The sequence below is a fragment of the Vibrio sp. 397 genome, from assembly GCF_033339395.1.
Classification (GTDB): domain Bacteria; phylum Pseudomonadota; class Gammaproteobacteria; order Enterobacterales; family Vibrionaceae; genus Vibrio; species Vibrio alginolyticus.
Map to the genome: position 1 here is coordinate 87,343 of NZ_JAWOUN010000008.1, position 21,091 is coordinate 108,433.

The following is a 21,091-nucleotide window of genomic DNA, read 5'->3' on the forward strand; positions in this document are numbered from 1 at the left end:
TTTACACCTTCTGGAGAATCGACTGCATCACATCTTTAATCGCACGAGTGGTGGTCGCATTGATATTGTAAACAACAGACCATTTGTTGATCGCGTGCTGAAGCTCGGCAAGCTTTGATGGATCATCGGCATTGGTTTCTAGGTTCTTGATGGCTGCCGTCACTTCTGTGTTGGCATCTTTCGCTTGTTGTTCTAACTTAGCTTTAACATCATCAAGGTTTACACTGTTACTAGCATCGTAAAATGACATAAGACTTCCTCGTATTTTTTAGTTAGCTTCGTATGATTCAACGACCGCATGGGCGGCTGTGTAAGCTTCATACTGTTTGAGTAGCAATTGGTACTGCTGTGGTGAGCACCCTAAATCCAACTGACGTTTCACCACCGCTTGTGCTTCTAAGAGCTTGCTCTTAATCTTGTGCACTTCCGCACCGTTTGTGTCGTTATTTAAAATTTGTTCAAGATTTGTCATTGTTCGTCTCGCCTTCATATCCGAGTTCTATTGTTATCACCCGCCCGCCTTTAACCAACTCAATACCAGCAGGTGTAACACTGGATATTCGGTAGCCCTGAGGCGTTCTTGCACCGACCATATAGCGAACGTTATCGGTCAGAATCACATATGGAACCTGGCCAAAGTTAACGCTACGAAACGGGAAATCGATATTGGTGCCTTTACTCACCTTAGGTATGGATTTCAAAACTAAGTACGGTTTCTCACCATATTGTTCCCGGAAGTCTCGGGTCACACCGTAAAATCGAGTCGTTTCGATATCATCAAGCTCACCACGAACTTCGATGCGATCACCGCTGGTGACCAACTGGACTTTTTTCAGTAACTCCGCATCCGTCAATAACGCTTTTAGCGTATCCATGTAGGCACCCGCTCGCTGCAGTTCAACCTTCCACGCAATAAGACCCGGCACGTCTCGCTCCAAGATTTGTTCAACTTGGTTCCAGCGGCTTGCATCATCGATATAGCCCGTCAGCAGCAGTGTTCCGGTCTCATCGCCATTTTCGACTTTCACTTGGTGATAGCCGAGGTTGCGCAAAATAAATCGAACCCCGCGACGGATTTCTTCCATCGTTCTTAAGTCACTTTTGTAATTGATGCCCAATACATCAATTCGACCAAGCAGATCGAGTTTCTGTGTTCGGTCTTCAACATAGCCCTCTAAGACTGCTTGGCGTGCGGCGGCATTCCATTCCACACGAACGTCGCTAAGTTTGAGCTCGCCTAAGATGTTACGTACCAAAACAATGGGTTCTGCTTCTGTAACAATTTCATTGTTGTTTCCGTTAGCTTGGCTGTACCACATACCGGCAAAAATGACACTCGGGACAAAACTACAGAGCAAAGCGATGAGCGTTGTTTTTTTCCAGCTAGAGCGTTGCACAGCAACCACAGGTGTATTCTGTTGGCTAGATTCGTCGCTGACGTTACTCACAATTAACGCATCTTCCGCGTATCCCAGAGCGAACTTCACAACGCCGACCGAGACAACAGCATGGCGTGACAACTCGATACCATCACCTGCAACAGCGATGTCTTCACTGTTAATATTTGCCTCTTCGCAGCCTCGTAAAATGACCGAGTCTTGATGGCAAACGAGGGTGAAATGGTTCGCTTCGACCCCAGCATCAGACAGTACAAGATCAGCAATAAAGTCGTCACTGCCAAGCACGAGAACACCTTCAGGTAAGGTGACTTCTACTCCGGTATGCACGCCTGATAAAATACGAATTTTCCATTGCTGCATCGCGGTTAAGACTCCTCTGAAGGGCGCACACACTCACTTTGTGAGTCATCACATTCCAATACTTTCACCCGCCAACCCTTTTGCCCTGTTGGTAATTGGCACTGCGTTAATTGAGACGACTTTTTCTGTGACAATAAGTCTTGTTGATAGCGCTCGGCCTGAACCCTCGATGTGCAGCTATATACTTCCACTACCGATTTAAATTCAGCGCTATTGTTGGAGATGTTGTTAAGCCTGCCTATACTTGGTCGCAAGTCATATTCGTTGCCAATCAACACACTATCGCCAATACCATCCACAACAATTCGAGGTTCTAAAATAAACATTCGTACTGTGCGGCGCTTAGTATTGGTATTACTTCTAAACAGCGCGCCTAAATATGGGATGTCTCCTAGCAATGGCACTTTACGTAACTGATGGCTCACTTCATCTCGGTACACACCACCGATAAGTAAGCTTTGCCCTTGTTTAACCGTCGCTAAGGTGCTGATTTCAGTTTTACGAACGGAAGGAAGATCATCGACACCACCATCAGCGATCTTTGCACCGTCTTCGAGATGAAGGCTCAGGTTAATTTCAGGTCGTGCAGCAAATCTATCACCAACGATACGTGGGACAATTCTCAGTAACGTGCCATACGTGACCTCTTCCAGCGCTGCGGTTTCTTTACCAACCAGCTTGACGTAAAACGTGCTGCTGTTGTTCAGTACCGCTTCGACATTTTCCTGAGTTAACAATGTTGGCCTTGAAACCACTTGAGCACTGCCTTTGGATTCCAATAAACGAATTTGAGCCAGCAAGTAATTTAGGTTGGTTGAATCAAGCAAGGACTTAAAGTTCTGTCCACTGCCGAGCGTCACATCCCCCGAATTCACATCACCTGTTGTTTTGATATCGACAATGCGGTTGTTTCCGACAGACACTCCCGCTCGCCAATCCACTCCTAACTGACTTAAATCGTTGGCACTGATATCGACAATCGATAGCGCGACTTCAATTCTTGATTGCGGCTGGTCTAATTGCGCGACCAGTTTACGATAGAGCGGTAATCGTGCTTGAGTATCACGAACGATAATCGCATTAAGGCCCGGCTCTGCTTCAACTGTTGCGCCACCATGAACTGAGGCGGTTTTATTACTTTTTACAGGCTTATCTGGACTGGTAACTTCTTTGCTAGACGCACTCGCCACTTGCGTTTGAACACCAGACACGACCCGTTTTAACACCGATGCGATGCCAGGGACCGTAATTGTCTGATCTCGATATGCAATTTCTCTATCCGTTGCAGAAGCGTACTTCAAAGGAATTATCTCAACGAATAATTCGTCGGTTGAATTCGATTTCTGCAGCAAGCGCGTTTCCAATGCCTCCGCCGTTTGTACCACTAAGTCGACATAACGTGGAGGACCAGCAAGATAGACTAACCCTTTGCTCTCAGCAGCTCTCCAACCATAACGAGAATCCCAAACGCCGGTGGAAATTAACGTACTGCGTAGCTCTCTAGCCGTAAGTAATTCCAATTGAAGTAAACGTGAGCGAGTTTCTGTCGCCTTATAGACATGTAAGACGGCTCCATCGAAATACCACATCAAGTTGTACACTTGCGATAAGTAATCGAGGAATTCCGCCGGATCTTCAGGGGTAAAACGCCCATTCACTCGATCGTTGACTTTGTCACTAACAGAAACCGAGACACGATAATTTGCACCGAAGTTATTCAACAACTCTTTTAATGAGTCATTATCTGCATAGTAGCGGAACGATTGTTCGGGCCAGTGTAAGTCTGTTGCTTGCGCGTATCCCAAAGGAACAACACTCACTGCGCATAACAATGCCTTTGTTGCAGCACGCCTAATGTTGGGAAAGATTTTTAGCATCATGGTAACCACACTGTATGGTTGATTGTGTGATTCACGCGTTCTTGTTCCAATAATGCAATGTAACGCTCACATAGATTGACGTGCTTAGAAAGCAAAGCAGAGAACCGTTCCACCGAACAGTCCTCAACCCGTACTTTACTTTGCAAAATCAATTGCTGATCATCATTGGTTGTCAGTACGCCGCCATCCTCACGAATGGTTTTTAATGAGAGCTGCATGCAACGTTGTAACGCTTGTTCTTGTTGATAATCTAGATGCTCTTTAAACTGGAAGGGTAACGTCGCTTCCCATAAAATCCATGACGCACGTTGCTTGATGGTCAGTGATAACTGGTCAACCTCGATGTTGTAAGAACCATTTTCTGAGGCAATAAAATCCCCTACCTTTAGCGCTTCCGCTAAAGATTTCATCATCTTATCTAACATTTAACGCCCTATTTAGATCTGGCTGAGGTGATTGCAAGCCTGGCCGCACTGACCACTTTGAGTATCAAAATAGTAGTGATCGATATCACCAACAGTTTGCATGTTCTTGAACCATTGCCATACTTTCGCAACCGCATTTTGGTCGTTGTAAACCACATCGCATGCATCCCAAACTTCGTTCAGCTCAGGGGCTTCAAGTCGCACTTCCGAACACCAATTTTTCCACTCAGAAATAAATTGTTCGGTTGTAGAGGTGTACTCCGCGAACCCTTTCAGCTCGTCTAAAGACGGTTGCCACTTCTCAATTAACAAACGATGACATTCAATCACTTGCAACTGTTGTTCGCTTAACGTCCCAAGTTGCTTTTTAAGTTGATGCTGCTGGCTCTTAATAAGATCGAGTTGCTGTTGAACAAAGACGGCACTGGTGTCTTCCCCTGATAGCTTCGACCAATATTCCTTCTGAATATCGAGTTGATTGATAAGTTGTTCAACTTTAATCGAAGCATGAAGAGCACTTTGATCGACTTGTCGGTTAATCCACTCGTTGAGTGATAAATGGAAACAAAGCATCAACGTTTTTGGGACAGCCAAATTAAAGCGAAAGCCCAGACGAGAGTTGATGTAGTCCAGCCTTTGTTCGAACGTTGTGATTGTGCTGCTATCACTGAGCTGCGATCCAATTTCCAAAAATAAACGCATGGCAAACCGGTCTATCGAAGCACCAAGTTTTTGATACGTTTTAACTAACTGGCTAGCGCATAGGCTATCGACGACATTTCTATCCAACAAGCGTTGAAGTAAAGATAACTGCTCATAATTTATGACGCCTTCACTCAACAATTGTCGGTGATTGACGTGCACAACATTGAGATCCTGCGTAGGTTTCGAGGCGCTTTCATAACGAGCTCCTCTTTGTAAAACAGTCACTTTCCGCTGTGTCACTATGCTGTCTGGAAAAAGCGAACGGCGTCGCCAATGCTGCTTTTTCATTTATGTTCGTCTCCGCACCCCTTTCGAACAATCCAGAAAGAAAGAGATGTAATAATTTTTAATCGTTCGTTGTTACACGATACATAATAGAATTTACACTGGTGAGTGACTTTCAAAATTAGTCAGAAAATTTTAGTCCCAAGTCATTTCATTTCGCGATAGCCACTTGATCGTCTCCCGAACGTACGCGGCTTGGGGTCGTTCCAAAACGACGACGGTAACTCTGCGTAAAGTAAGACTGGCTGGAAAACCCTGCCTCCATCGCCACATCTACGATGCTCATCTTGCTCGTCAACAGCAGTTTATGAGCATGCAGTAGTCGACGCTCACTGATCCAAGCTCTTGGAGAAATGCCATAGTGCTCATTAAAAAGCTCTTTAAAAGTGGTTAAGCTGGCACCAAACTCCTGCGCGTAGTCTGTCAACTTCCATTCTTTTAAGTAATGCTGTTCCATAAATCGACGTAACCGTTCCGACGTACGGTTTGTTTGTTGTGACAGCAACGCATACAGTGATTCTCCTCCTTTGCTGTGTAGCAAGAGAATGAGTAGTTCTTCGTATTTTAGGCACATAATGGCATCAGGGTACGCTTGTTGCTCAAGCGTCTGCATGCTAGAAAGCACTTGTTCAACGAGTATGTTCAAACCAAAAGTAAACAAACCAGAACAAACTTTGTCTACCTTAGGCAGCATCATCAAAAGATCACTGTGTTTTTGCAGCAACTGACTAACGAGTTCATTGTCGTAGGCAATGATCGACGCTTTGTATGCCCCATCTAGCGGAGAGTACTCTAACAAGTAATCCCCTTGGGATAGAAATACCCCATTTTCTGCAGCAACATCGATTGTGCAATCACCTGTTTGAACTCGAAGCTGACCATTGTGAACGACAACAATGTGAGACTGGTCTGAGTGAAATACTTCGTCAGATTTTTCATAGCAGGAAAAACTACGAATTTTTCGTGAACTCGAGTCGACCCTTTCTGAGTTTAGTTGGCCTGACACATCCATTTTCTACCCTTCATTATTTTGAGTTTCTCAGTGCAAATGTTGAGAAACTTTCAAAGCACTACTTTGATTGTTGTTATTTCTAAGTACTGCTGTATGAATTAAAGAAGCAAAGAAAAGAGCATAGAAGTTCTATCACTTACCATACCCCCCGAATAATTAGCGAATAACCCAAGCATTACCTTTACCTAAAGGTAAAAGTTTGACTTAGTAAATTTCTGCTGTCCGTCTTTATTATTTTTATCAGATAGCGTTTATCATTAGCCAAAACTTAAATATCATTTGGTTATTTAAGTTTGGTTGTTTTGTTATACATTAGAATACAATTAAATAGATTTCGGCATCGTTTCGAGAACAAAATTAAATTTCCAAAATCATAAAAATGTATGTTTTATAGCCTAAAACGCCAAGCCAACGTGTTCAAGGAGCGAGATATAATCATAAAAAATACTGTTTTTGCAACAAGTATGAGTCTAAAAAACAACTGACCCGATGACTTCAAAGTCATGTAATTAATGTTTATAAAAGACAACAAATCTTTCACAAAAGGAAAGATATAGTCTTTATTTTTATAAATTAGAAAATTCTAATAAAAATGTAGTACTTAAAATTTTATCTGTTTATTTTTGGAACAAGAATCAAGTTTTCTTGTTTATTTCCCTCTAAAAATAAATAGTTCTTTTCTTTTTCCGCAACGAGCTCACCGTTTGAATAAAGCTTTCCAATAATCTTCATTTTTCCTTCACCAGCTTGAATTGGTGCAATTAAAAACGAATACTGCACAGGCAACTGAACGCCTTGGTAGCTCTGAGATGCCGATTTAAGACATTGATTATCAATAATTTTACATATTTCCACTTCAAGAGAAGTAATCGAAGGTGGAAAGTAGCCGTCGACAGAAACCCAACCATAGACTGATGCCTGACTCTGTGTATCAAAGCCATCCACCCCATTAACGGACACAGTCTGACTGCACCCACTCAGTATGAATAACCCAATAAAACCAGCCCATATAGAATTGTTCATTATGACCCCATAAACTTATTTTATATAATCTAGCTCATTTGAAATTCACACAATTCTTTATGTAAAAATATAAAAGATCAACTTATATTTATACTACAAGCGGACAATAAATCGCATTTTTCAACAACACGTAGTTAACATGGACTGTAATTTCAAAAGCAGTTTCTGCTCACTTTCATTCCTTCCTTAATTGAAGTTTATTAGAGAAAAATGATATTCATATATCTCATTTCCATTGAGATATGCATCTGAACACATTTACTTTTGCCTTTCTATTTCTCTCAACACATTTAAAAGCCAAAATATAATAACAACCGACTAATATTGATAAACATGAAGAGATACATCTAATATTTTCCTTGATAAAATTTCAAAAGGGACTATTCCTATGTCAGCACGCCAAACTATCGATGAGATTTTGCTAAAGTTTGCTCATCAAATAGGCTTGCCTGCACTGCATCTAACGGAAAATGAAGTAAGCTTAGCCTTTGATGATAATCTAAGGGTGCATATCATCTTTCATCCTGAATCGACAACTCTGCAGCTCGAAGCTGAGATTGTTGGCCTTCAAATTGTAAATTCCGATCTTTATCGTTCTTTTTTGGCCTTTAATTATCACTGGCCTGAGCACCAGTTATTTTTTAGTTTAGATAACCACCGACACGTCCTATGTTTAAACCGACTCATTAACATTAGGCGACTGGATTACGAATATTTTGAAACAGCTTTAGCAGAATTGCTGACGCACAGCGAGTCGTGGGAAGCGTTATTGTCTTCTCATGTAACTATTGATGAGGCACCACCGATGCCACAAACTTTAGACTTGAGAGTTTAGGTGTCTTTATGTCCAATGACATCCAATCCACATACACCAATTCATCGGTTCATGACGTTCAACAAGCGCAGCAAAGTGATGCAGTGCCGCAAGGAACGTTTCATGGCCGTAAAGTCACCCTACTCTCCTCATCAGAAAGCAGTCTGATGCGAACAAGCTCTAAAAGAGAGCTTGGTGAATGTTTAAATCAATTTGCCAGTCTCGAATCTTGCAATCGCGTTTTGGACTTTGATCCGCAACTCAACATTGACAAGCAAAACGCCGCCGTAGAAAAGCTTATGGAACGAAAAGTGGCGATAATTCAACGTTCCTGATATCACAATATAAGCAGGTTAAACATCTAAGTTAACCTTCAGCCGACAAGCTCACGCTAATAAAAAACCCCGAAGATTCGGGGTTTTGATTCATACTGCTTTTTCTTTATTAATTACTTAGTTTCACTAGAAGAAGCCTAACGGGTCGATGCTGTAGCTAATCAGCAAGTTCTTCGTGTTCTGGTAGTGATCCAGCATCATCTTGTGCGTTTCGCGCCCGATACCCGATTTTTTGTAACCACCGAACGCTGCGTGTGCAGGGTAAGCGTGGTAACAGTTAATCCAGATCCGGCCAGCTTCAATATTACGGCCCATACGATATGCAACGTTCGCATCACGTGTCCAAACACCTGCGCCTAAGCCATATTCAGTGTCGTTTGCGATTTCCAACGCTTCAGCCTCATCTTTGAATTTGGTGATAGCGATCACTGGGCCAAAGATTTCTTCTTGGAAGATTCGCATCTTGTTGTGGCCTTCCAACATGGTTGGCTGAATGTAGTACCCCTGGTTGATAGACTCTGGCTGTTCTGACACTCCACCACCAAAGACCACTTTTGCGCCTTCTTCACGGCCGATTTCCAGGTAACTTAAAATCTTATCAAACTGTTCTTGAGAAGCCTGAGCACCAACTTGAGTATCGGTATCGAGCGGATTACCTTGTTTAATCAGCTGTGCACGTTCCGTCAGTTTCTCTACAAACTTGTCATAAATCGCTTCATGAACCAGTACGCGAGATGGACAAGTACAAACTTCACCTTGGTTGAAGAAACCAAGTAACGTACCTTCGATACACTTATCAAGATACTCATCTTCGTAATCGAAGATATCTGAGAAGTAGATGTTTGGAGATTTACCACCTAACTCAACTGTCGATGGGATCAAGTTGTCTGCTGCACATTTCAGAATGTGGTTGCCAACTTGCGTAGACCCGGTAAACGCGAGTTTCGCAATGCGGTTGCTGGTTGCTAATGCTTGACCCGCTTCAGAACCATATCCGTTTACAACGTTGATGACACCAGGAGGAAGAAGGTCACCGATTTTTTCCATCAGAACCAGAATGGATGTTGGGGTTTGCTCTGCTGGCTTCAATACCACACAGCAACCCGCCGCTAGTGCCGGTGCTAGTTTCCAAGCCGCCATCAACATTGGGAAGTTCCACGGAATAATTTGACCAACCACACCAATCGGTTCTGGGAAGTGGTAGCTTGCGGTGTGCTCATCCAGTTCTGCCGCACTGCCTTCTTGTGCGCGAATACAGCCAGCGAAGTAACGGAAGTGATCCACTACTAAAGGTAAATCTGCCGCCAAGGTTTCGCGAACTGGTTTGCCGTTTTCCCAAGTTTCTGCAACAGCAAGCTCTTCTAGATGCTGCTCAATACGGTCAGCAATTTTCAGCAAGATGTTCGAACGTTCTGTCACGCTGGTTTTGGCCCATTTTGCTCTGATGTTGTGCGCGGCATCCAGTGCTAAATTAATATCTTCCTCGCCAGAGCGAGCAACTTTACAATACGCTTGTCCGTTGATTGGTGAGATATTGTCAAAGTACTCACCACCCGTTGGTTTTACCCATTCCCCACCGATAAAGTTATCGTAATGCGATTTAAAGTTAACAATGGCATTTTCACTACCTGGCTGTGCATAGATCATAACTCTTCCTTTTGTTTCTCGTTCAATGTGTTATTGCAGTGTCGTATCGCACTGTTCACAAAGAGCATTACGCAAGTCACACGCCAACTACGCCACACTTGTTGCTAATTAAATGTAAAACTATGATTACCAAGCGATAACAAACCAAGTGAGCGATGTTTGAGCGGATGTATGGTGTGAACACCAATGTTCAAGTGTTCCAAAATGGCACACCCTCACTGTGACAAAATGGTACAGTCATGGAACTTCAACATATTAGCGATAACAATTGGCTTTCAACTTCATGGGTCAGAAGTGAACAAGCGGGTTTAAAACAGCGTCGACGCCCTGAAGATATTCGAGTAACGCCAGCAACGCTCCAAGATAGGCGTCACCAACTCAATTTTTTGCTAGAGGCAGTTACTCAATTTGCACTCCCTTTGTTTAATCAGCTATTTGCTCATAGCGACAGTCGCTTAATTTTGACGGATTCAGATGGTGTCATCATCGGCAGTTGGGGACAGCCTAGATTTCGTGAGAAGTTAACGGAAATCTCGCTAAGCTCTGGAGCATGCTGGCAAGAAAAGGTCAAAGGCACCAACGCGATTGGTACAGCTTTGGTTGAAGCAAAGCCCGTTTCTGTTATTGGTGATCAGCACTTTATCCAACACCATCGTTTTATTAGCTGTTCGGCTAATCCTATTTTCGATCATCTTGGTAACCTCATCGGCGTATTAGATATTACGAGCGAGCAAAAGAGACATGACTTCTCAACGCAAGTACTGGTACAAAACATGGTCCAGCAAGTGGAGAATCAACTACTTAACTTGATTCCACAAGGGCATATTCGTGTGGATTTAGCGTGCGAAAAAGGTTTACTGAATAGTGGTTGGCAAGGAATTATCATTGCAAATGAAGACGGACAAGTTTTGGCTCACAATCAAGTAGCCTCTCAACTTTTTGCGCAAAAAAGTATCATTGGGCAATCCTTAGACGACATTCTATCCACTCGGGGAAATGAGCACCCTTTCGTTTTCAAAACAAAACCGCTTACCGATAAAGATAGCAAGGTCAAGTCTCGTGCTGTAGCGGCGTCCAATGATCTTCATTATGGCGACTCCGCTGTTGAGCACTGTTGGCAGCAAGCCAATCGCGTCATCGATAAAGACATCAGTTTGTTGATTCTCGGAGAGACTGGTGTTGGCAAAAACGAGTTTGTAAAAGCACTCCATAAAAACAGCCAGAGAAAAACGGGACCGTTGGTTTCCGTTAACTGCGGAGCGTTACCAAAAGACTTGGTTGAATCTGAATTGTTTGGCTACGTAGCCGGTGCCTTTACTGGCGCAAACAGCAAAGGCTATCAGGGAAAAATTCGCCAAGCGCACAAAGGGATTTTGTTTCTGGATGAAATCGCGGATTTACCCTTGGAAGCTCAAAGCCGCTTGCTCCATGTATTGCAAGATAAAACCGTGCTTCCCGTGGGTTCAAACCAAAGTATTCAAGTCGATACGCAAATCATTGCAGCCACGCATAAAGATCTGGAACATTTGGTCAGCGAAGGATTGTTCCGCCAAGATTTGTATTATCGCCTTAATGGCTTGATCATTGAGCTACCTCGCTTTGAGGAACGTGATGACAAACGACAACTGATAGAGAACATTCATCGGCGTCACGCCGAATCTGAACAACAGCTTTGCCCTCACCTACTTTCTCTGATGCTGTCTTACTCATGGCCAGGAAATTTACGTGAACTCGATAGTTTAATCAAAGTGTCCGCCTTAATGGCGCAAGGTGAAGAAATATTGGAACTCACACACGTCCCAGCCCACCTAAGTAAGAAACTCAGCCAAGCTCAAGAAGGGGCAGCATCCGCTGAACCAACTTCAGAACTGCGTGCAACCGTCGAAGATAAGTTGCTCAAAACATATCAAGCCAACCAGGGGAACATTAGCAAAACGTCTCGTATGCTTGGTGTGAGCCGAAATACCATTTACAGAAAGTTGAAAAGCCTTGGCATATTAAGTTAATTCTACGACCTCAGATACAAAAAGAGCACCGTTGCGGTGCTCTTTCTCTTTGAAACCTAGCTTACAGGCCGCCTTGTTGTTGTGCCTGTTTTACTAATGCCTGACGTTGAGTTTCCTTCTCAGAGATCACTTGATTGTCCTTGCGCATTTCCTGTTCCAATTCTGCTGGAATGAAAACAAAGTACTTGTTAAGAGTCATCTTAGAACCTCAATTTGCTGTGTTAATTACCTTCTTGGTCGACGTAAACAAAACCAGAAAAACATGTTTTACTGGATCCTTGTTGCTAGTTTCAAAAAATAAAGGATGTTCATATAGTAAACATCCTCCATGTGGGCGCTAATTATAGGCGTAGTTTAAAGGCTTACCTAGCACTCTTTTTCACCTTTTATGCAATCTGAGTTTCGATCGAAAAACGGGTTTAATTGCCCGTAGTTACTAAGGTATTGTTAAACAGAGAAAAAAGCTTTTACTGTAACTGACGACAGGGATGAGCTTACGAGTGTAGGTTCACTTGCAATTGTGTATCGTAGAGTTCGAATACGATAATAATAGCGCTACATGCCCTTAATCTGCGTAGTTAAAAACTTTGAAGTGATAGACAACCGAAGTCATATCTGTGCAACTCAGTTTAACGATTTGTCTACCAGTTCAATATTTCACCTTTTTTGAGAAATCTTTAGCCACTTTTTTGTGTGAAACGTCCCAAAAGAGCAGACAATTAAAGTGTGGTATATGACCACAATTGTCTATTCCCACTTAGCTTCGGGAGGCGTTTATGAAAAGTAACAAACTTGGCCATGTGATGTCTTTCAGCAGGATGTTTTCCTTCATTGCATTCTTGACGGCCACATTCGCATGGATTCTCAGCATGTACGCCCTATTTACTGTTTCTTTAGTGGCTCTTGTGGTCAGTGCAATTCTCTACCTAAAAGACAGGTTTTATCAAAACAAGAAAACGACCACTGAAAAGAGCGCCTAGGCGCTCTTTTCTATTGGATGTCATTTCCGTGTGACTTGATATAGTTATCAATCCGTTCGAGTTCGTGAAAATAACCATACATACCAATACGATTAATTTCTGGTTCTATACAGTATTTTTCTTCTTTTACCATAGCTTCTACAAACATTCCGCTTGATGCAATTGTGAAAGGTGGACACGCTGAGTAACCATTACTTTCTGCAATATACTTCAATCGCCCAAATTCAAAAATTTGACCTGGAATAGCAATGATAAGGGACAAGACAATTGTTATAGTTATCACTTTAATCGGCACTTTGACTAACTGAGTCATTCGATCAAATAAAATATAGACCAATAATGTAGGGCATAAGAGTAAGCTTGCGATACTTAAAACATATGACGCATCAATGTAGAGCACTTGAAAACCACTACTGAGCTGAAGCGGTAGAGATTCGAAAACGAAATGATGATAAAGGCGATAGATAGAGTAAGTAATCAGTAATATGAACATAAGCAACACGAAAGCTGTGTGAAATGGATGCTTCTGTTGTGTCATTTCTATTACCTTATATTTGAGGAGACGGCAGAGAGCTGCTTAGCTTCACTCTTCGAAGAGAAATATTAAACTGCTAGCAAATGCATGCTCTCCCATTTCTGAGAACTGCGTGACGAATCAACGTTTAATGTAACTTTTAAATCTACCAATATCTTACAGACACAAAAAAGGATGCCACTTGGGCATCCCTTTATATCTTTATATTTAGTCGGTTTACTTAAAACGATTACACGTCGTAAGTTGTAGACGCTGTGTCGCCGCCTGTACCAGTCCAGTTAGTGTGGAAGAATTCACCACGTGGACGGTCAATGCGCTCATAAGTGTGAGCACCGAAGTAGTCACGTTGAGCTTGAAGCAGGTTCGCTGGTAGACGAGCTGTTGTGTAACCGTCTAGGAAAGATAGCGCAGAAATCGTACATGGCATTGGGATACCAGACTCTAGAGATTTCGCTGCTACTTTACGCCATGCTGCTAGGCTGCCTTGTAGGATGTTTTTGAAGTACTCATCAGAACCAAGGAATGCGATGTCTGGGTTCGCTTCGTACGCATCACGGATGTTGCCTAGGAACGCAGAGCGGATGATACAACCACCACGCCACATTAGTGCTACGTTACCGTAGTTTAGGTCCCAACCGTTCTCGTTCGATGCTTCGCGCATTAGCATGAAGCCTTGAGCGTAAGAGATGATCTTAGAAGCTAGTAGCGCTTGACGTAGTGCATCAACCCACTCTTGCTTGTCGCCTTCAACCGGAGTGATTGTCTTACCGAATAGAGATTCAGCTTCAACACGTTGGTCTTTCAGTGCAGATAGACAACGAGAGAATACAGACTCAGAGATAAGTGTTAGTGGAATACCTAGGTCTAGTGCGTTAATACCAGTCCATTTACCAGTACCTTTTTGGCCTGCTGTGTCTAGGATCTTCTCAACTAGAGGCTCACCGTTTTCATCTTTGTAGCCAAGGATGTCAGCCGTGATTTCAACAAGGTAGCTGTCTAGTTCAGTCTTGTTCCAATCAGCGAATACTGCTTGCATCTCGTCAGCAGACATACCAAGACCGTCTTTCATGAACTGGTAAGCTTCTGTGATAAGCTGCATGTCACCGTATTCGATGCCGTTGTGTACCATCTTAACGAAGTGACCAGCACCATCGTTACCAACCCAGTCACAACATGGCTCACCAGCGTCAGTTTTCGCAGCGATACCTTGGAAGATAGGCTTAACCGCTTCCCATGCTTCAGCAGCACCGCCAGGCATGATAGATGGACCGAAGCGCGCACCTTCTTCACCACCAGATACACCAGTACCGATGAAGTGGATACCTTTTTCACGTAGTGCAGCAACACGACGGTTTGTATCTGGGTAGTTAGTGTTACCACCGTCAATAATGATGTCGCCTTTGTCTAGCAGAGGTACTAGCGCTTCGATGAACTTGTCTACAACGTCACCAGCGCGAACCATCAACATTACTTTACGCGGCGTTTCTAGCTTCTCTACTAGTTCTTCTAGAGAGTATGCACCGATGATGTTCGTGCCTTTTGCTGGACCTTCCAGGAACTCGTCTACTTTAGCAGCAGTACGGTTGTGAGCAACCACTTTAAAGCCGTGATCGTTCATGTTTAGGATAAGGTTTTGACCCATTACTGCTAGGCCAATTACACCGATATCACCTTTCATTGTTTCTCTCCAATTTTATTTCATCGACGAGCAGCGTCTTAAGCAATTTTTGCTGCCGCGTCTAAATCTAAATACCATTCCGTTAGGCCCGATTTCGCTTGAATCTTAGCCGCTGGGTATGGCAGTGCGTGTGCTGGTGAACTGTTAATTTCTTCAACAATGTCCGCTTTTCCTGCACCAAGCACTAAGTAACTAATGCGTTTCGCTGCTTCTAATACGCGTGCGGTTTTCGACACACGAAGTTGGCCCGATTCAGGATGCGACGCCACAAGAGATAGGTTCGCATCATCATAATTCGTTTGGCCAGGGAACAGAGAAGCTGTATGACCATCTGCACCAACGCCTAATAAGATCCAGTCAAACACAGGTGTGCCGTTTTCATTCGGGATTACCTCTGCCATCTCTTTTGCAAAGCGCTCGGCTTCTGCTTTAGGCTCATCTTCGCCACGGATGCGGTGAATGTTTTCTGCAGGAATATTTACTTGGCTAAACAACAATGTGTTCGCTTCACCGTAGTTGCTTTCTGCATCGTCAGGGGCAACACAACGTTCGTCACCCCACCAAAAGTGGAGGTTTTCCCATTGAATGGAGGTTGCGTAAGCCTCTGAAGCCAGTAGTTTAAACAGCATTTTAGGAGTGCTGCCGCCAGAAAGAGAGATGTGAACAGGTCTGCCCATTTCGCTAAACGCTTTCATATCGTTAGCTAGGCTTTCAACTACCTGTTCTGCTGTTTGGTAGATCTTATGGTTGATCATAGTTCACAGTAATCCGTATCTGTTAAGTTTTTACATGGGAAACGCCAAGCACGGCCATCACGCTGTAACAAGTCATCTGACTCTTTAGGCCCCCAAGTGCCGCATGCGTACCCGAAGAGGGATTGTGGATCTTGCTTAAAATCTAAGATTGGCTGTACGTATTGCCAGCACGCTTCCACCGCATCACTACGTGCAAATAGCGTAGCATCACCATTCAAAGCATCAAGTAGAAGACGCTCGTATGCCGTTAGCATTTGCGTTTCTTGCAGGTCAGCGTAATGGAAGTTCATTTTCACTTCCTTCGCTTCAAAGCCTGCGCCTGGCTCTTTCAAGCCAAAGCTCATTTGAATGCCTTCGTCTGGTTGAATACGAATGATCAGCTTGTTTTCTGGTGCGTTTTGACCAAACACAGGATGCGGTGTTTGTTTAAAGTGGATAACCACCTCAGTAACGCGTGTTGGAAGACGCTTACCAGTACGCACGTAAAATGGCACGCCATTCCAACGCCAGTTGTTGATGTACGCTTTCAAACCGATGTAAGTCTCTGTACGAGAATCGTCTGCAACTCCCGGCTCTTCACGGTAGCCGCGTAGGCTTTGCCCACGGACTTCAGACGCCGTGTATTGGCCTAATACTAGATCGTTGCGCAGAGCGTTTTCGTCTAATGGCTTTAGGCATTGAAGCACTTTTACCACTTCATCACGCATCGAGTCTGCATTGATTTGCGCTGGTGGTTCCATACCTACCATTGCTAATACTTGTAGCAAGTGGTTTTGGAACATGTCGCGCACAGCACCAGAGTTGTCGTAGTAACCACCACGCTCCTCTACGCCAAGGAATTCTGCGCCTGTGATTTCAACGTAATCAATGAAGTTACGGTTCCAAAGCGGCTCAAACATCGCATTAGAGAAACGAAGCACAAGTAGGTTTTGTACCGTTTCTTTACCTAAGTAATGGTCAATTCGGTAGATTTGATGCTCTTGGAAGTGCTCGTGAATTTCTTTGTCCAGAATACGCGCCGATTCAAGATCATAGCCGAATGGTTTCTCAATGATCAGGCGTTTCCAGCCATCCTCTTCACTGTTAAGACCATGTGCTGCAAGACTTGCAGGGATCACACTGTATAAACTTGGTGGGGTTGCTAAGTAAAAAAGCGTATTGCGTTGCTCGAATTGATATTCGTCCGCAAGTTGGTCTAAGCGAGAAGATAGCTTACCGTAATCTTGTGTGTCAGAAGTATTAATTGCTTGGTAGTGCAGATGGTTAATAAATGCATCAAGCGTTTCTGGCTCAGTCTTTTCCATTTCCTGAAGCGATTTTTTCAGCTTCGCGCGGTAAGACTCATCACTGTATTCAGTGCGACTTACACCCAGAATGGCAAAATTCTCTGGAAGCTGCTTGTTCGCGTAGAGGTGGTATAAAGCAGGAATGAGCTTACGGTACGTAAGGTCACCTGAAGCACCAAAAATAACGATGCTGCTGTTTTCTGGTATTACCATCATCTTTCCCTTAAAAACGAGGTACTTATTGTGTGCCCGGATACGGCTAGAGAATGAGCCAACCCTATCAATGGCACCTCAAAATAGAAAATTGGTCTTACCTATTACGTTGATAGGTAAAGTCTATGGGCCCAAAGAACCTCAAGAAGTTGCATTTCCGATTCTTGGAAACACGACGTATTGAGGTCATTTAAGTCACTTATGTCTCAAAAGTACACACTGTACTCGCTGGAGGAGAGTCCGACACGGGGCAATATTGTCTACGACTATTTGATTTACATCAACACTTGCCAGTGCAAACGTTTAAATAAGTTGCACAAAACGTCATAAGCGATTGTATTTTATTGATAAAAAAAGTTTCATCTGAACGCTCCAAAATTTAAGCAAAAACTCTAATATGGGCAATAATTACTCATCCTTGCAATCCATTACAGTTTTATCGTGATCTGTGTTACTTACTTTTTATTTCATCACCCTATTGATAATGATACTCAATTAAAGATAATGAAATCACTATTAATGTGAAAGTAGAACGCCATGAAATCAAGCGCCATTAACCCACATCCCATAAACCGAATACAATCGGTGCTTGACTACATTCACACCAACTTAGACAGCACTCTGAGCGTAGATGAAATATCGAAAGCAAGTTGTTGGTCGCGCTGGCAACTGCAACGCGTATTTCAACAACACACTGGCGTATCCGTCGCTCACTACATCAGAGAGCTTAAACTTAGCCTTGCGGCTGAGCGCTTAATCCATACTTCTGACCGCTCGTTAGATATAGCGATAGAAATGGGATTTACATCTGAACACGCATTTAGCCGTGCGTTCAGGAATATGTTTTCAAAAAGCCCCCGCGAATATCGAAAAACGCAACAACTCTCCGGGTTGAGGCAACCTTTGACGCTGCGTAAGACACCAGAAGAAGAGAAAAAACATCAGCGCTTTATTGAAGTTCGAATAGAAACAAAACCGGCTTTTGAACTTGCTGGTTATCATGAACCTATTCACGGATTGTTTTCCGCTACGCCCGATTTCCAATCCAAAGTACCGTCACTTTGGTCACGTCTTTATTCATCTGAAAACCTTAACAATTCGGAAAGTAGTTACTTTGGCGTGATTGATGTGACTCAAGCGTATTCAAACAACCAACAACTTGAGTATTGGGCAGGTTATGAGTGCAGTCCAACAGCAAACGCACCAAGATCAACGAACTCTTCCAACTCGGGGTTAGACCTCTTGGCTGTTCCTGAGCAAACCTACGCCGTCATTACACACATAGGCAAAGCATCAGAGCTCGCCTCAACGCTGGAATGGTTTATTTTACATTGGCTACCCTACTCTAATTATCATGCTATCGATGGTTATGAGTTAGAGCTTTATCCAGAAGGTTATGATGTTGATAGCGAACAAGCACAAATGCAGTATTGGATTCCTGTAGAGCCAAACGACTCGCTATCTTTAAAACCTAAGAACAGAAGAATAAGTTCCAAAGATTAGTGTTTTGCACCAAATTGTTAACTTTTCCTATTTCTTTGAATATAGAATACAAATAACAATCATTATCAATAAATAGAAAAAGTAGTGGAATTTATAAATATGGAAAGTCCGATTCGATTTCATCGTTCAGCGGTTGCTATCGTCGTATCCGCATTGCTCGCTGGCCACGCCAATGCGACTGAGAGCGTATCCCAACACGAAACGATTACGGTGCTAGGAGAAACATACCGAAACACCGCAACTAAAACCGTTTTAGAACCGGAGGAAACACCGCAAGCGATCACGGTAATCACTAAAGATGACATGGACCTACGCGGCGTAAACTCGGTGAGCGAAGCATTACGTTATGCGCCTGGCGTAAATACAGAATTGCGTGGTGGTGCCGTTTCCCGACTTGACCTATTCAATATTCGTGGTTTTATTAACTACACCAACTTTTATGATGGTCTTCCTTTGCTGTACAACGGTTGGAACCTTCAACCGCAGGTCGATTCCGTTGCTCTTGAGCAAATCGAGGTTTTTAAAGGGCCAACGTCTGTTCTTTACGGCAATATTCCACCAGGAGGTATGGTCAACATTATCGCCAAGGCGCCTCAGTCAACACCCTCGCACTCTGTCTCGATTAGTACTGGGACTAACAACCTAAAAGAACTGACGTTCGACACCACAGGACAAATTGGTGATTCTAATGTGGATTACCGTATCGTCGGCCTGGCAAAACAGCGAGATGGTCAAGCCGATACGTCTGAAGATGAACGTTATGTACTCGCCCCATCTTTCAATTGGCAAGCGACAGAAAGCACATTAGTGAACGTGAATGTTTACTATCAAAATGATCCATCAGCAGGTATCTACACGACTGTGCCTGCATCTGGCTCAGTGATTAAAAACCCACTTGGCTCGATGTCACCAAGCACTTATTTAGGGGATGAGGACTGGAACACTTACGAACGCGAAGTTCTGATGATGGGTTACAAAGTCCAACACGACTTTAACAACAATTGGCAATTTCTACAGAATGCCCGCTACATGACCGCCGATGCCTATCAGGAAAACACATATAACGGTGCACTTGAAGCGGATAACCGTACCGTTGGTCGAAATGCCTATTTAACCGATGAAAAGTCCAAATCCTTTGTGATTGACAACCAACTATCGGGCTACATTAAAACAGGAAATTTTGAACATAACTTATTGTTCGGGCTTGATTATCAGTATCTAGACTCAGATGTAAAATACAAAGACACGCTTGGGTATTCGCTAACTCAGGACATTTTTAATCCTGACCACAACAGCATTGATCGTAATGCACTGAATTTCCAATACAAACAAAACTTGGATATCAAAACGAAGCAGATTGGCGTTTATTTCCAAGATCAAGTTCGTTACGACCAACTTGTAATGATTGCAGGTCTTCGTTGGGATAAATACGATTCAAATACAGACGCCGTTAGCGATTATCTAGGAACAGTATCCAAGAGCAAGGAAGAGTTAGACGATACCAACGTATCTTTCCGAGTCGGTGGTTTGTATGAGCTAGATTTTGGTCTCTCGCCATACCTTACTTACTCGGAAAGTTTCGAGCCAATTGCGGGTGCCGACTCTTCTGGTAAAGCATTTGAGCCATCAACCGGTCATCAATGGGAGTTAGGCTTTAAATACGCACCATTATCTGGTGATATCTCAGGTAACTTAGCACTCTTCCATATTACGAAGAAAAACGCGATCTTGACCGATCCGAATAATCCATATGCACCGAACTATCAAGCGGGCGAAGTGGTATCACAAGGTATTGAACTTGAGGCAAAATGGCAAGCCACAGCACAAGCTGATTTCACTCTAGGCTATACATATACCGATATGGAGATTACCGAGGACAGTTATTACAACCAAGAAGGTAAAACGCCGGTTTGGGTACCTGAGCAAACGGCCTCTCTATGGGCCAATTACTTCTTTGAAGGAAATCTTTCAGGCCTTCGTACCAGTGCTGGCGTTCGCTATGTCGGAGAAGCACAAATTGATGCACAGAATAGTCAAAAAGTACCGGACTACACCTTGTTTGATTTAGCAGCAAGTTACGATTTCTCAACGGTATCTGAATCAATGAAAGGGGCTAGCGTCACACTTTCTGCAAGCAATCTATTCGATAAAGAATACTATTCTTGTTACGACAAAAATAACTGTTGGTTTGGCGCTGAGCGCTCTATCGAAGCGAAGTTAGAATACAACTTCTAACCTCTTAGAACGGA

The 21,091-nt window shown here is 43.3% G+C and carries 20 protein-coding genes; 6 read left to right on the forward strand and 14 right to left on the reverse strand.

The window, feature by feature from the left end; translation table 11 throughout:
* Position 1 precedes the first annotated feature (1 nt).
* The 8 genes from sctF to R7P36_RS14340 all read right to left on the reverse strand — a co-directional run bounded on the left by sctF (position 2) and on the right by R7P36_RS14340 (position 7,090).
* On the reverse strand, positions 2-250 hold the full coding sequence (gene sctF, locus R7P36_RS14305) for a type III secretion system needle filament subunit SctF (RefSeq protein WP_005377199.1): 249 nt from the start codon (positions 248-250) through the stop codon (positions 2-4).
* Between the two features lie 18 nt (positions 251-268).
* Positions 269-472, reverse strand: a complete 204-nt coding sequence (locus tag R7P36_RS14310; protein WP_005377198.1) for an EscE/YscE/SsaE family type III secretion system needle protein co-chaperone — start codon at positions 470-472, stop codon at positions 269-271.
* On the reverse strand, positions 459-1,760 hold the full coding sequence (sctD, locus tag R7P36_RS14315) for a type III secretion system inner membrane ring subunit SctD (protein WP_132937104.1): 1,302 nt from the start codon (positions 1,758-1,760) through the stop codon (positions 459-461). Before sctD ends, R7P36_RS14310 begins: the two co-directional genes overlap by 14 nt.
* Positions 1,761-1,765: 5 nt before the next feature.
* On the reverse strand, positions 1,766-3,640 hold the full coding sequence (sctC, locus tag R7P36_RS14320) for a type III secretion system outer membrane ring subunit SctC (RefSeq protein WP_250154981.1): 1,875 nt from the start codon (positions 3,638-3,640) through the stop codon (positions 1,766-1,768).
* A complete protein-coding gene (locus R7P36_RS14325; RefSeq protein WP_085569994.1) occupies positions 3,637-4,065 on the reverse strand; it encodes a YscB family type III secretion system chaperone in 429 nt (142 codons plus the stop codon). Before R7P36_RS14325 ends, sctC begins: the two co-directional genes overlap by 4 nt.
* 12 nt (positions 4,066-4,077) lie before the next feature.
* Entirely contained in the window at positions 4,078-5,058 is a 981-nt protein-coding gene (locus R7P36_RS14330) for a T3SS regulon anti-activator ExsD domain-containing protein (protein WP_005377193.1), read from the reverse strand.
* Positions 5,059-5,206: 148 nt separating this feature from the next.
* Positions 5,207-6,067, reverse strand: a complete 861-nt coding sequence (locus R7P36_RS14335) for an AraC family transcriptional regulator (protein WP_005377191.1) — start codon at positions 6,065-6,067, stop codon at positions 5,207-5,209.
* Between the two features lie 609 nt (positions 6,068-6,676).
* On the reverse strand, positions 6,677-7,090 hold the full coding sequence (locus R7P36_RS14340; RefSeq protein ID WP_213899512.1) for a YscW family type III secretion system pilotin: 414 nt from the start codon (positions 7,088-7,090) through the stop codon (positions 6,677-6,679).
* A gap of 388 nt (positions 7,091-7,478) precedes the next feature.
* Here R7P36_RS14340 and exsC point away from each other — a divergent pair, with 388 nt between their 5' ends.
* On the forward strand, positions 7,479-7,925 hold the full coding sequence (exsC, locus tag R7P36_RS14345) for a type III secretion system regulatory chaperone ExsC (RefSeq protein WP_005377174.1): 447 nt from the start codon (positions 7,479-7,481) through the stop codon (positions 7,923-7,925).
* Between the two features lie 8 nt (positions 7,926-7,933).
* The gene (gene exsE2 / locus R7P36_RS14350) at positions 7,934-8,239 is read left to right on the forward strand and encodes a T3SS regulon translocated regulator ExsE2 (protein ID WP_017821350.1); all 306 of its coding nucleotides are present in this window, start codon (positions 7,934-7,936) and stop codon (positions 8,237-8,239) included.
* A gap of 126 nt (positions 8,240-8,365) precedes the next feature.
* Here the strand turns inward: exsE2 and R7P36_RS14355 are convergent, their stop codons facing one another.
* A complete protein-coding gene (locus tag R7P36_RS14355) occupies positions 8,366-9,886 on the reverse strand; it encodes an aldehyde dehydrogenase family protein (RefSeq protein WP_005377169.1) in 1,521 nt (506 codons plus the stop codon).
* Positions 9,887-10,125: 239 nt separating this feature from the next.
* On the opposite strand from R7P36_RS14355, the gene R7P36_RS14360 reads away from it, so the two are divergent.
* Positions 10,126-11,892, forward strand: a complete 1,767-nt coding sequence (locus R7P36_RS14360) for a sigma-54-dependent Fis family transcriptional regulator (protein WP_005377167.1) — start codon at positions 10,126-10,128, stop codon at positions 11,890-11,892.
* Positions 11,893-11,953: 61 nt separating this feature from the next.
* On the opposite strand, the gene R7P36_RS14365 is transcribed toward R7P36_RS14360, so the two are convergent.
* Positions 11,954-12,091 (reverse strand): hypothetical protein, encoded by a 138-nt coding sequence (locus tag R7P36_RS14365; protein WP_193837338.1) that lies wholly within the window; start codon positions 12,089-12,091, stop codon positions 11,954-11,956.
* 577 nt (positions 12,092-12,668) lie between these two features.
* Between R7P36_RS14365 and R7P36_RS14370 the strand changes: the two genes are divergently transcribed.
* Complete coding sequence (locus tag R7P36_RS14370) at positions 12,669-12,872, forward strand: hypothetical protein (protein WP_005377162.1); 204 nt, start codon at positions 12,669-12,671, stop codon at positions 12,870-12,872.
* A gap of 10 nt (positions 12,873-12,882) precedes the next feature.
* On the opposite strand, the gene R7P36_RS14375 is transcribed toward R7P36_RS14370, so the two are convergent.
* The 4 genes from R7P36_RS14375 to zwf form a co-directional block, all read right to left on the reverse strand.
* On the reverse strand, positions 12,883-13,410 hold the full coding sequence (locus tag R7P36_RS14375) for a hypothetical protein (protein ID WP_213899513.1): 528 nt from the start codon (positions 13,408-13,410) through the stop codon (positions 12,883-12,885).
* A 226-nt stretch (positions 13,411-13,636) separates the two neighbouring features.
* Positions 13,637-15,085: a decarboxylating NADP(+)-dependent phosphogluconate dehydrogenase gene (gene gnd / locus R7P36_RS14380; protein ID WP_213899514.1), complete on the reverse strand. Its 1,449-nt coding sequence runs from the start codon at positions 15,083-15,085 to the stop codon at positions 13,637-13,639.
* Positions 15,086-15,123: 38 nt separating this feature from the next.
* Positions 15,124-15,840 carry a 6-phosphogluconolactonase gene (gene pgl / locus R7P36_RS14385; protein ID WP_005387158.1) on the reverse strand — a complete coding sequence of 239 codons (717 nt, stop codon included), beginning with the start codon at positions 15,838-15,840 and terminating at the stop codon, positions 15,124-15,126.
* A complete protein-coding gene (gene zwf, locus R7P36_RS14390) occupies positions 15,837-17,339 on the reverse strand; it encodes a glucose-6-phosphate dehydrogenase (protein WP_017634563.1) in 1,503 nt (500 codons plus the stop codon). Before zwf ends, pgl begins: the two co-directional genes overlap by 4 nt.
* Positions 17,340-17,876: 537 nt before the next feature.
* On the opposite strand from zwf, the gene R7P36_RS14395 reads away from it, so the two are divergent.
* Both R7P36_RS14395 and R7P36_RS14400 read left to right on the forward strand, forming a co-directional pair.
* Positions 17,877-18,842 (forward strand): helix-turn-helix domain-containing protein, encoded by a 966-nt coding sequence (locus tag R7P36_RS14395; RefSeq protein ID WP_005387160.1) that lies wholly within the window; start codon positions 17,877-17,879, stop codon positions 18,840-18,842.
* Positions 18,843-18,941: 99 nt separating this feature from the next.
* Entirely contained in the window at positions 18,942-21,077 is a 2,136-nt protein-coding gene (locus tag R7P36_RS14400; RefSeq protein WP_064376719.1) for a TonB-dependent siderophore receptor, read from the forward strand.
* The last annotated feature ends 14 nt before the right edge of the window (positions 21,078-21,091 follow it).

Bases quoted from the DNA above. Each gene is read 5' to 3' on its own strand.
- zwf (WP_017634563.1), bottom strand. From the start codon at position 17,339: ATGGTAATACCAGAAAACAGCAGCATCGTTATTTTTGGTGCTTCAGGT.
- exsE2 (WP_017821350.1), top strand. From the start codon at position 7,934: ATGTCCAATGACATCCAATCCACATACACCAATTCATCGGTTCATGAC.
- exsC (WP_005377174.1), top strand. From the start codon at position 7,479: ATGTCAGCACGCCAAACTATCGATGAGATTTTGCTAAAGTTTGCTCAT.
- R7P36_RS14330 (WP_005377193.1), bottom strand. From the start codon at position 5,058: ATGAAAAAGCAGCATTGGCGACGCCGTTCGCTTTTTCCAGACAGCATA.
- sctC (WP_250154981.1), bottom strand. From the start codon at position 3,640: ATGATGCTAAAAATCTTTCCCAACATTAGGCGTGCTGCAACAAAGGCA.
- R7P36_RS14365 (WP_193837338.1), bottom strand. From the start codon at position 12,091: ATGACTCTTAACAAGTACTTTGTTTTCATTCCAGCAGAATTGGAACAG.
- R7P36_RS14370 (WP_005377162.1), top strand. From the start codon at position 12,669: ATGAAAAGTAACAAACTTGGCCATGTGATGTCTTTCAGCAGGATGTTT.
- R7P36_RS14360 (WP_005377167.1), top strand. From the start codon at position 10,126: ATGGAACTTCAACATATTAGCGATAACAATTGGCTTTCAACTTCATGG.
- R7P36_RS14355 (WP_005377169.1), bottom strand. From the start codon at position 9,886: ATGATCTATGCACAGCCAGGTAGTGAAAATGCCATTGTTAACTTTAAA.
- sctF (WP_005377199.1), bottom strand. From the start codon at position 250: ATGTCATTTTACGATGCTAGTAACAGTGTAAACCTTGATGATGTTAAA.
- R7P36_RS14375 (WP_213899513.1), bottom strand. From the start codon at position 13,410: ATGACACAACAGAAGCATCCATTTCACACAGCTTTCGTGTTGCTTATG.
- R7P36_RS14395 (WP_005387160.1), top strand. From the start codon at position 17,877: ATGAAATCAAGCGCCATTAACCCACATCCCATAAACCGAATACAATCG.
- pgl (WP_005387158.1), bottom strand. From the start codon at position 15,840: ATGATCAACCATAAGATCTACCAAACAGCAGAACAGGTAGTTGAAAGC.
- R7P36_RS14340 (WP_213899512.1), bottom strand. From the start codon at position 7,090: ATGAACAATTCTATATGGGCTGGTTTTATTGGGTTATTCATACTGAGT.
- R7P36_RS14325 (WP_085569994.1), bottom strand. From the start codon at position 4,065: ATGTTAGATAAGATGATGAAATCTTTAGCGGAAGCGCTAAAGGTAGGG.
- sctD (WP_132937104.1), bottom strand. From the start codon at position 1,760: ATGCAGCAATGGAAAATTCGTATTTTATCAGGCGTGCATACCGGAGTA.
- R7P36_RS14335 (WP_005377191.1), bottom strand. From the start codon at position 6,067: ATGGATGTGTCAGGCCAACTAAACTCAGAAAGGGTCGACTCGAGTTCA.
- R7P36_RS14400 (WP_064376719.1), top strand. From the start codon at position 18,942: ATGGAAAGTCCGATTCGATTTCATCGTTCAGCGGTTGCTATCGTCGTA.
- gnd (WP_213899514.1), bottom strand. From the start codon at position 15,085: ATGAAAGGTGATATCGGTGTAATTGGCCTAGCAGTAATGGGTCAAAAC.
- R7P36_RS14310 (WP_005377198.1), bottom strand. From the start codon at position 472: ATGACAAATCTTGAACAAATTTTAAATAACGACACAAACGGTGCGGAA.